Genomic DNA, 9,690 nt, shown 5'->3' with positions numbered 1-9,690 from the left:
GGGCCGAGTGGGGCGGAGTGGGGGCAGCCGACGGTGGCCGCGGCGGACGCCACCCGGGCCGCGTCCGGCTCGGGGCCGATCAGGTGCGGGGCGAGCGCGATGGACGTGGCGCCCGCCGCGCGGAGCTGCTCGGCGGCGGCCTTGACGGACGCGTCGTCGTTCAGCGAGGCGGTGAAGACGGGCGCGGCGAGGCGGGAGGCGAGCAGGACGCCGGTGACCTCGGCCTGCCGGACGGCGGTGGCGTCGCCGGGTGTGGCGATGATGACGCCGGACGCGGCGGTCACCATCGTCATCAGCCTGATCCGGTCGGCGCGGGCGAGGCCGGCGTCGGCGAGCCGGTCGTGCAGGGCCTCGGCGATGAGGGGGTGCGGGCCGAGCGGCTCGGCCGCGACGGCGTTCGCCGGGGCGGCCGCGACGGCGTGCCGCAGGGCCGCGTCCATCGCCGGGTCGGGCCCGGTGGACATCGGCACGACGACCGCCGCGAGCTCGTCCGGGTCGTGGTGCAGGCCGGCGAGGACGGTGTGCAGGTTCGCCTCGTCGCCCTCCAGATAGGCGACGCGGGCGGGCTGGCCGGTGTGCTCGATCTCGACGAGCCGCGCCAGCTCCAGGGCGGGCTCGGCGCCGGCCCGCCTGGCGGGGCCGGGGACGGCCAGGACCAGCGTGGGGGATCCGGGGGGAAGCAGGAACGATTCGTCGCCGCGGTGCCGGCCGCCGCGGGGGGCGCGGCGCCGTCGCGACGGCAGTGCCTCGGATGCCTGGCTTTCGGGACTCACGGCGGGCATCGTAACGCCCTCCGGCCAGGAGGTCGGCCTCCCGTCCCGGCCGCCGTCGTTGCCTGAGTGAATCGTGCTTCTCCTTCCCGTGCCGGCCGCGAGGCGAAGTGGTGGGTGAAGAAGCAGAGTATGGCGCAATGGCCTCGGACAACAGGGGGAAATGAAGCAAATTGTCCCAATATGCCGCTATCTTCTTCCGTCCGGTTCGGGCATCCCGGTACCGCGCGGTCATCGTGGCCGGTCGCGGGAATGGCGGCAATGCGCATGAATGGGGCCAAAGCGGTTGCGGTCCCGTCGCAGGTCACCTTTATGATCCAGGGACCTCGCGCCGGACGCGGGGGGACGAGGGAGCCCGATGATGCACGACACCGTGACCGGTGAGCTGAACTGGCTGCTCAACGACTTCGCGCGGCGGGTGGCGGCCGTGCGGCAGGCGGTGATCCTGTCCCGGGACGGCCTGGCGGTCGCCGCGTCCGGCGAGCTCGGCCGCGAGGACGCCGAGCACCTGTCCGCGCTGGCGTCCGGCCTGCAGAGCCTCGCGCGTGGCGCGGGCCGGCACTTCGCGGGCGGGAACGTCCGGCAGAGCATCATCGAGATGGACGCGCTGCTGCTGTTCGTGTCCGCCGCCGGCGACGGCACGTGCCTCGCCGTCCTGGCCGACGCGGAGGCCGATGCGGGACTCGTCGCCTACGAGATGGCGGTGCTGATCAAGCGCGCCGGACGGCACATGCAGGCGAGCCCGAGGTTCGGGACGCAGGTCGGCGGCGAGCGCCTCGGAATGTCCTGACCTGGCCCTAAGCGCACGAGCGCGCGGCCGCCGCGCCGATGCCCGATCGCCGGGAACCCCCGACGTAGTAGGCTCCCGCACACCCCCGTACCCCCACGCATCGGGAGGTTTCCCCGTATGCCGTCCCGGACGCCGAGGCCGTGATGGTTCCTCGTCTCTCCTCCATCCGGTCGAGGATCACGCTGCTGGTCCTCGTCCCGCTGCTCGCGCTGGTCTCGCTGTGGGCGTTCATCACGGGCGTCACCTACGGCGACGCGAACGTGCTCCTGCAGAGCCGCCAGTTCCAGCAGAAGACGATGCTGCCCACGCTCCGGCTCATCGAGGCGCTCCAGGAGGAGCGGCGGCTGTCGGCGGCCGAGCTCGGCGGCGGCCGCCCGGTGGACGCGGGCGCGAAGACGGCGAGCCGGCGGGACGCCGACAAGGCGGCGGGGGAGGTCCGCGCCGGCAGCCGGGACGGGGACCTGCGCGGAACGCTCCGGCCCGGGCTCGTCACGCGGATCGACGGGCTGGTGGCCAAGCTCGACACCCTCCATGCCGTCCGCCGCGGCGTGGACGCGCGGTCCGCCGACCGCGCCCAGACGCTGCGCGGCTACGACGAGGTCATCGACGCGTGCTTCGCCGTGCACCAGGCGATCACGCCGGGCGAGGGGTCCATCACCGCCAAGGCCCGCACCTTCGCCGCGTTCGGCCGCGCCCGCGAGTTCCTGGCGCGCGAGGACGCCCTGCTGACCGGCGCCCTCGCCGCGGGCCACATCACCGCCGCCGAGCGCGGCCGGTTCGCGCAGCTCGTCGGGGCACAGCGGTTCCTGCACGCCGACAACGTGTCGAGCCTGTCGGCCGCCCACCGCGAACACTTCGGGCGGATCACCGCGTCGCCGCAGTACGCCCGGCTCCAGAAGCTCGAGGACCAGGTCATCGGCGGCGCCGAGGCGCGTGCCAGGACGGGGCGGTCCGCCGCGTCCGAGCGCGCCCAGGCCGTCGACGCGGACGCCTGGCGGTCCGCCGCGGGCGCCGTCGTCGACCGCATGGAGGCCTTCGCGGAGAAGATGCTCGCCGACGCCGTCGAGGACGCCCGGGGCATCGCGGTCGGCAGGTTCGTGCGGCTCGGCCTGGCGGGCGGGCTCGGGCTGCTCGCGATCGTGCTGTCGTCCCTCATCGCGACCCGCGTCTCGCGGCGGCTGCTGCGCGAGTGCCGGACGCTCACCGCCGGCGTCGTGAGCTTCACCCGCGAGCGGCTCCCCGGACTGGGCAGGGAGATCGCCGCCGGCCGGCGCCCGGAGCCCGAGCCGGCCCCGGCGGACGGCTACCGCATCGACGAGATCCGGCAGATCGCCGAGTCGTTCGACCGCGCCCGCGAGGCCGTCGTGCTGGCCACCGAGGGCGAGGTCGCGGCCCGGCGCGGGATCAGCGAGGTGTTCGTCAACCTCGCCCGCCGCAACCAGGCGCTGCTGCACCGGCAGCTCGGGCTGCTCGACACGATGGAGCGCCGCACCGAGGACCCGTCCGAGCTGTCGGACCTGTTCCGCCTCGACCATCTCGCGACCCGCATGCGGCGGCACGCGGAGGGCCTGGTCATCCTCGCCGGCAAGACGGCCGGACGCGGCTGGCGGCGGCCCGTCCCGCTGGTGGACGTGGTCCGCGGCGCCGTCGCCGAGGTCGAGGACTACCCGCGTGTCCGGGTGCAGCCGCTGCCGCGGATCGCGCTGCGCGGCTCCGCCGTCTCCGACGTCATCCACCTGCTCGCCGAGGTGGTCGAGAACGCCACGACGTTCTCGCCGCCGCAGTCGCCGGTGCGGGTCAGCGGCCAGGCCGTCGCCAACGGGTTCGCGATCGAGGTCGAGGACCGCGGCCTCGGCATGACCGAGGAGGCGATGCGCGCCGCCAACGAGCGGCTCGCCAGCCCGCCGGAGTTCGACCCGTCCGACAGCGCCCAGCTCGGGCTGTTCGTCGTGGCGCGGCTGGCGGAGCGGCACGAGATCACGGTCACGCTGCGTCCGTCCCCGTACGGGGGGACGACCGCGGTCGCGCTGATCCCCGGGACGCTGATCGTGGAGGACGCCGAGCAGGAGCCGGCGCCGCGCCGGCTGACCGGGCCGATGCCGGAGCTGCCGAACCGGGAGGCCGACCTGTCGTCGACCGGCGGCGCCGTCCGGCTGGCCGCCGGGCCCGAGGCGGAGACAGAGGCCGAGACCGGGGCCCGGCCCCAGGACGAACCCGAACCCGAGGCCGATCCGGCGGCTCCGCCGAAGAAGGGCGAGCTGCCCAAGCGGCGGCGGCAGCAGCATCTCGCGCCGCAGCTCAAACGGCGGGTCGACGAGCACCTGGCCGCCAAGGGCCAGGCCCCGCCCGCCGCGCCGCCCGTCCCGCCGAAGCCCGAACCGGCAGCGCCCGCCGAGCCCGCCATGCCGCTCTCCGCGCCCGTGCCGATGGACGCGGCCCCCGCGCCGGGCAAGGCCAAGGCGCCGGACGGGAGCGACGGGAGCAGGGACGATCCCGCGGAACGCTCGCCCGAGGCGATGCGGTCGATGATGTCCGCCATGCAGCGCGGCTGGCAGCGCGGCAGGCAGGAAGCGGCCGGCGCCGAGGCGGCAGGAAAACCGGGCGAGCGGGAGCGGAGACCAGGCGACCAGGAGGGCGACACCCCATGACAGAGGCCCAGTACTCCGGCGCGGACGTCCCGAACGGCAGGGCCGGCGGCGAGCTGGACTGGCTGCTGGACAGCCTCGTCCAGCGGGTGGACGCGGTGCAGAACGCGGTGGTGCTGTCCAGCGACGGGCTGCGGATGGCGGCCTCCAGCGGGCTGGCTCGCGAGTCGTCCGACCACCTGGCCGCCGTGGCCGCCAGCTTCCAGAGCCTCGCGCGCGGGGCCGGGGAGTCGTTCGGCGGCGGGCCCGTCCGGCAGACGATCGTGGAGATGGAGTCGTCGTTCCTGTTCGTCACCGCCGCCGGGCACGGCGCGTGCCTCGCCGTCCTCGCCGCCGCCGACGCCGACCTCGGGATCATCGCCTACGAGATGGCGATGCTCGTCGCCCGCGTCGGGCAGCACCTGTCGGCGGACCCGCGGGCCGCCGCCTCCGAGCCGGGCGGGGGGTGAGGCATGGGGGACGCCGCCTGGTACGAGGACGGGGACGCGGCGGGCCCGGTGGTCAGGCCCTACGCGCTCACCGGAGGCCGCACGCACTACCAGGGCGACGAGTTCGACCTCGTCGCCCTGATCGCCGCCGTGGACGCGCCGGAACCCGCGGACGACCCCCCTTCGGCGGCGCCGTGGGCGCCGGAACATAACATGATCTTGGAGCTTTGCCGCACACCGCTGTCGGTCGCCGAGATAGCGTCGGATCTGGAACTCCCCCTAGGGGTCGTCCGTGTCCTGCTCGGCGATCTGCTCGACCGCTCGCTGATTCAGGTCCGGCGACCCGCGCCGGTGGCGCAGTTCCCCAGCGAGCGCGTACTCAAGGAAGTGATCGATGGAATCCGTGCGCTCTGACGCGGACGCCTCACAGGGCGACTCCGCGCTGACGGTGAAGATCCTCGTGGCCGGTGGTTTCGGCGTCGGCAAGACCACCCTGGTCAGCGCGGTCAGCGAGATCCGCCCGCTGCGCACCGAGGAGGCGATGACCGAGAAGAGCATCGGGATCGACGACACCACCGCCGTCGCGGCCAAGACGACGACGACGGTGGCGATGGACTTCGGGCGGATCACCCTGCCGAACGGCCTCGTGCTGTTCGTGTTCGGGACGCCCGGCCAGGACCGGTTCTGGTTCATGTGGGACGAGCTGGCCAAGGGAGCGCTCGGCGCCGTCGTCCTCGTGGACACCCGGCGCCTGGCCGACTGCTTCGCGTCCGTGGACTACTTCGAGCGGCGCGGGCTGCCGTTCATCATCGGCGTGAACCGGTTCGACGGGGCGGGGCGGCACACGGCCGAGCAGGTCCGCGACGCCCTCGACCTGTCGCCCGACATCCCGGTGATCTCCTGCGACGTGCGCGACCGGGAGGACGCCAAGCAGGTGCTCATCACGCTCGTCGAGCACATCATGCGCACGATGAGCAGCCGCCAGGCGACGATCAGCTACTAGCGCGGCCGAACGACCGAACGGCCCGACGGCCCCCGCGGCAGTGCCGCGGGGGCCGTCGCACGCTGATCTTTGTCCTCTGGCTGGAAAAAGTTGAGATGATCTAGAAGAAAGGTCTTCTCAGAGCGGCGAAAGCCGGTTACCTTCTCGCCAAGCCCTGCGACCCGGGGCCCGGCCAGGAGAGGACGGCGTGATGCGCATGTCGGCTCGTCCGCAGAACGTGCATCAGGCACGCCTGCTGCGGCTCCTGCGCGACGAGGGCCCGCGCTCGCGCGCCGAGCTGGGCGACGTCGTCAGGCTGTCGCGGTCGAAGCTGGCCGTGGAGCTCGACCGGCTCGTCGAGCTCGGGCTGGTGGAGGGCGCGGGGCTGGCCGCGTCCCGGGGCGGGCGGCGGTCCGGGATCGTCCGGCTGTCGCCGCGGCTGCGGTTCGTGGCGTTCGACATCGGCGCCACCTCGATCGACGTCGCCGTCACCGACGGCGAGCTGGAGGTGCTCGGCCACGTCGGCGAGCAGTGCGACGTGCGGCAGGGCGCGACCGTCGTCCTCGAACGGGCCCTGGACCTGCTCGGCAAGCTGCGCGACGAGGGCCTCATCCCGCAGGTGCACGGCACCGGCATCGGCGTCCCCGGGCCGGTCAGCTTCCGGGACGGCATGCCGGTCGTCCCGCCGATCATGCCCGGCTGGGACCGGTTCCCCGTCCGGGACGCGATCGGGCAGGAGCTCGGCTGCCCCGTGCTGGTCGACAACGACGTGAACCTGATGGCGCTCGGCGAGCTGCACGCCGGGCTCGCCCGCTCCGTGGACGACTTCCTGCTCGTCAAGATCGGCACCGGGATCGGCTGCGGCATCGTCGTGGACGGCGCCATCTACCGCGGCGTGTCCGGCAGCGCCGGCGACATCGGCCACATCCGCGTGGACGACGACGGCCCGACCTGCGCCTGCGGCAACGCGGGCTGCCTGGAGGCGTTCTTCGGCGGCGCGGCGCTCGCGCGGGACGCCGCCGCGGCGGCGGCCTCGGGGGAGTCGCCGCGGCTCGCCGCGCTGCTGCAGACGCACGGGGAGCTGACCGCCGAGCACGTCGGCGAGGCCGCGGCGGCGGGCGACCCGGTCGCCGTGCGGCTCATCCGGGAGGGCGGCCGGCACGTCGGGCAGGTCCTCGCCGGGCTCGTCAGCTTCTTCAACCCGGGCCTGGTCATCATCGCGGGCGGCGTCGCCGGGCTCGGCCACGCGCTGCTCGCCGAGATCCGCAGCGTCGTCTACCGCCGGTCCGCGCCGCTCGCGACCGGCAACCTCCCGATCGTGCTGTCCGAGCTCGCCGGGACCGCCGGCGTGGTCGGCGGCGCCCGGCTCATCAGCGACCACGTCTTCTCCTTCTCCGCCGCCTGACCCGTCCCGAAACCGTCCCCGTTCCCTTATCGGCTCCCGCCCCCGAGGAGGCCCGATGGGCTCGTCCGAACCCGAACCGCTGCTGGTGATGCGCGGCATCGTCAAGCAGTTCCCCGGCGTCCGCGCGCTGGACGGCGTCGACCTCGACGTGCGCCCCGGCGAGGTGCACTGCCTGCTCGGGCAGAACGGCGCCGGCAAGTCGACGCTCATCAAGGTGCTCGCGGGGGCGCACCAGCCGGACGCGGGCGAGATCGTCTTCGCCGGCGCGCCGGTGCGGCTGGCCGGGCCGACCGCCGCGATGCGGGCCGGCATCGCGACCATCTACCAGGAGCTGGACCTGGTGGACGGCCTGTCGGTCGCGGAGAACATCTTCCTCGGCCACGAGAAGGCGAGGTTCGGGTTCACCCGGCGCGGCGACGCCGAGCGGGCGGCGCGCGAGCTGCTCGGCCGGCTCGGGCACGCCGAGATCCCGCCGCGCCGCGAGGTCGGGCGGCTGCCGGCGGCGGGCAAGCAGGTCGTCAGCATGGCCCGCGCGCTGTCGCACGACGCGCGCCTCATCGTGATGGACGAGCCGTCCGCCGCGCTCGCGCACGACGAGGTGGACAACCTGTTCCGCATCATCCGGGAGCTGACCGGCGCGGGCGTCGCGGTCGTCTACATCTCGCACCGGCTGGAGGAGATCCGCCAGATCGGCGACCGGGTGACCGTCCTCAAGGACGGACGGGCCGTCGCCGTCGGACTGCCCGCGCGCACAACGTCCACCGGCGAGATCGTGTCGCTGATGACGGGACGCGACGTCGAGTACGCCTTCCCGGAACGTTCCGAAACGCCGCGCGGCGACCGTCCGGAGATCCTCCGCGTCGAGAACCTGACGCTGCCCGGATCGTTCGAGGACGTGTCGCTCACCGTCCGCGCGGGCGAGATCGTCGGGCTCGCCGGGCTGGTCGGGTCAGGGCGCTCGGAGATCCTGGAGACGATCTTCGGAGCGCGGCGGCCGGCCCGGGGGCGGGTGCTCGTCGACAGCCGTCCGGTCCGTCCCGGCGACACGGGCGCGGCGGTGCGGCGCGGCATGGGCATGGCGCCGGAGGAGCGCAAGAGCCAGGCGCTGATGCCGGACGGCAGCGTCGCCGGGAACGTCAGCGTCGCCGGGCTGTCCCGGTACGCGTCGTTCGGCTGGCTCGACCGCCGCCGCGAGCTCGCCGACGTGCGCCGCCAGATCCAGGCGCTCGACATCCGCCCGCCCGACCCGGGACGTCCCGTCGTGACGCTGTCGGGCGGCAACCAGCAGAAGGTCGTCCTCGCCCGCTGGCTCCTCGGCGCCGCCGAGAAGGACGCGGTCGGGCTGCGGCTGCTGATCCTGGACGAGCCGACCCGCGGCGTGGACGTCGGCGCCCGCGCCGAGCTGTACGCGCTGATCCGCGACCTGTCCGGACGGGGCATCGGGGTCCTGCTGGTGTCCAGCGAGGTCCCCGAGGTGCTCGGGCTCGCCGACCGGGTCCTCGTCGTCCGCGACGGGCGGGTGGTGCACACCGGCGACGCCCGCGACCTCGACGAGGCCGCCGTCCTCAACATGATCATGGAAGGGAGCGCCCTGTGACCAAAACCCGTCACTCTGGGGGGACGACCCCCCAGGCCCCCCGGAAGGGCACAGGGCTGAACGAGCGCGACGGGGCCCTCGTCTCCCTGACGAAGAAGGTCGGGAACGGCGGGCCGGCCGGAGTCGGCGAGATCCGGCATCTCGGGCTGGTCGCGGCGCTGGTGCTGCTGTGCGCGGCCGGGCTGATCACCGAACCGGAGAACTTCGCGACGACCGGGAACGCGGTCGGCGTCCTCGTGCTCGCCGCCACCATCGGCGTGATCAGCGTCGGCCAGACGTTCGTGATCATCGGCGGCGGGATCGACCTGTCGGTGGGGTCGGTGATGGCGCTGGCGTCGGTGTGGGCGACGACGGTCGCGACGCAGTCGTACGGCCCGGCGGTGATGGCGATGTGCGCGATCCTCGTCGGGACCGGGTCGGGCGTCGTGACCGGGCTGCTGATCTCCTACGGGCGGATGGTCCCGTTCATCGCCACGCTCGCGATGCTCGTCGCCGCGCGGGGGCTGGCGCAGCGGATGTCGGACCGCAAGACGCAGCTGATCCGCCCGGAGAACGACGCGATCGAGGCGCTGTCCACGACGAAGCTGATCGGGCTGCCGCTGCTGGTGTACATCTTCGCGGCCGTCGCCGTCGCCGGGTGGCTGCTGCTCAACCGCACCACGTTCGGCCGCCGGACGTTCGCGGTCGGCGGGAACCGGGAGGCGGCGCGGCTCGCGGGCATCGACGTCCGCCGGCACACGCTGCTGCTGTACGCGCTGTCCGGGTTCTGCTGCGGCATCGCCGCGATCATCATCATGGCGCTGACCACCACCGGCTCCAGCACCCACGGCGAGCTGTACGAGCTGGACGCGATCGCCGCCGTCATCATCGGCGGGACGCTGCTGACCGGCGGCCGCGGCACGATCGCCGGGTCCATCCTCGGCGTGCTGATCTTCACCCTCATCACCAACCTGTTCATCCTCAACGGCCTGCAGACCAGCGACCAGCTCATCGCCAAAGGCGTGATCATCGTGATCGCCGTGCTGCTGCAACGCCGCGGGCTCCGCTCGCCCGCCTGACCACCCCGTCCACCC

9 protein-coding genes are annotated in these 9,690 nt (G+C 73.9%); 8 read left to right on the top strand and 1 reads right to left on the bottom strand.

Annotated features, from left to right (window positions below; all coding sequences use genetic code 11):
- A partial coding sequence (locus E1287_RS39585) for a hypothetical protein (RefSeq protein ID WP_131970658.1) occupies positions 1–773 on the bottom strand: 773 nt, incomplete at its 3' end.
- 358 nt (positions 774–1,131) lie between these two features.
- On the opposite strand from E1287_RS39585, the gene E1287_RS39580 reads away from it, so the two are divergent.
- The 8 genes from E1287_RS39580 to E1287_RS39545 all read left to right on the top strand — a co-directional run bounded on the left by E1287_RS39580 (position 1,132) and on the right by E1287_RS39545 (position 9,675).
- The gene (locus E1287_RS39580) at positions 1,132–1,560 is read left to right on the top strand and encodes a roadblock/LC7 domain-containing protein (RefSeq protein ID WP_131970664.1); all 429 of its coding nucleotides are present in this window, start codon (positions 1,132–1,134) and stop codon (positions 1,558–1,560) included.
- A 143-nt stretch (positions 1,561–1,703) separates the two neighbouring features.
- Positions 1,704–4,208, top strand: coding sequence for a nitrate- and nitrite sensing domain-containing protein (locus tag E1287_RS39575; protein WP_131970656.1), 2,505 nt, complete (start codon positions 1,704–1,706; stop codon positions 4,206–4,208).
- Positions 4,205–4,654, top strand: a complete 450-nt coding sequence (locus tag E1287_RS39570) for a roadblock/LC7 domain-containing protein (protein ID WP_131970654.1) — start codon at positions 4,205–4,207, stop codon at positions 4,652–4,654. Before E1287_RS39575 ends, E1287_RS39570 begins: the two co-directional genes overlap by 4 nt.
- Before the next feature lie 3 nt (positions 4,655–4,657).
- Complete coding sequence (locus tag E1287_RS39565) at positions 4,658–5,047, top strand: DUF742 domain-containing protein (RefSeq protein ID WP_131970652.1); 390 nt, start codon at positions 4,658–4,660, stop codon at positions 5,045–5,047.
- Positions 5,028–5,636 (top strand): ATP/GTP-binding protein, encoded by a 609-nt coding sequence (locus tag E1287_RS39560; RefSeq protein ID WP_131970650.1) that lies wholly within the window; start codon positions 5,028–5,030, stop codon positions 5,634–5,636. Before E1287_RS39565 ends, E1287_RS39560 begins: the two co-directional genes overlap by 20 nt.
- Positions 5,637–5,826: 190 nt before the next feature.
- On the top strand, positions 5,827–7,020 hold the full coding sequence (locus E1287_RS39555) for an ROK family transcriptional regulator (RefSeq protein ID WP_207934740.1): 1,194 nt from the start codon (positions 5,827–5,829) through the stop codon (positions 7,018–7,020).
- Positions 7,021–7,075: 55 nt separating this feature from the next.
- Positions 7,076–8,617 (top strand): sugar ABC transporter ATP-binding protein, encoded by a 1,542-nt coding sequence (locus E1287_RS39550; protein ID WP_131970648.1) that lies wholly within the window; start codon positions 7,076–7,078, stop codon positions 8,615–8,617.
- Positions 8,614–9,675 (top strand): ABC transporter permease, encoded by a 1,062-nt coding sequence (locus tag E1287_RS39545; RefSeq protein WP_243719750.1) that lies wholly within the window; start codon positions 8,614–8,616, stop codon positions 9,673–9,675. The genes E1287_RS39550 and E1287_RS39545 overlap by 4 nt, the downstream gene beginning before the upstream one ends.
- Positions 9,676–9,690: the final 15 nt, after the last annotated feature.

Source organism: Actinomadura sp. KC06, assembly GCF_004348735.1.
Classification (GTDB): Bacteria; Actinomycetota; Actinomycetes; order Streptosporangiales; family Streptosporangiaceae; genus Spirillospora.
Note: the sequence above shows the minus strand (reverse complement) of the source record. Positions and strands in the feature narration are given on the sequence as shown.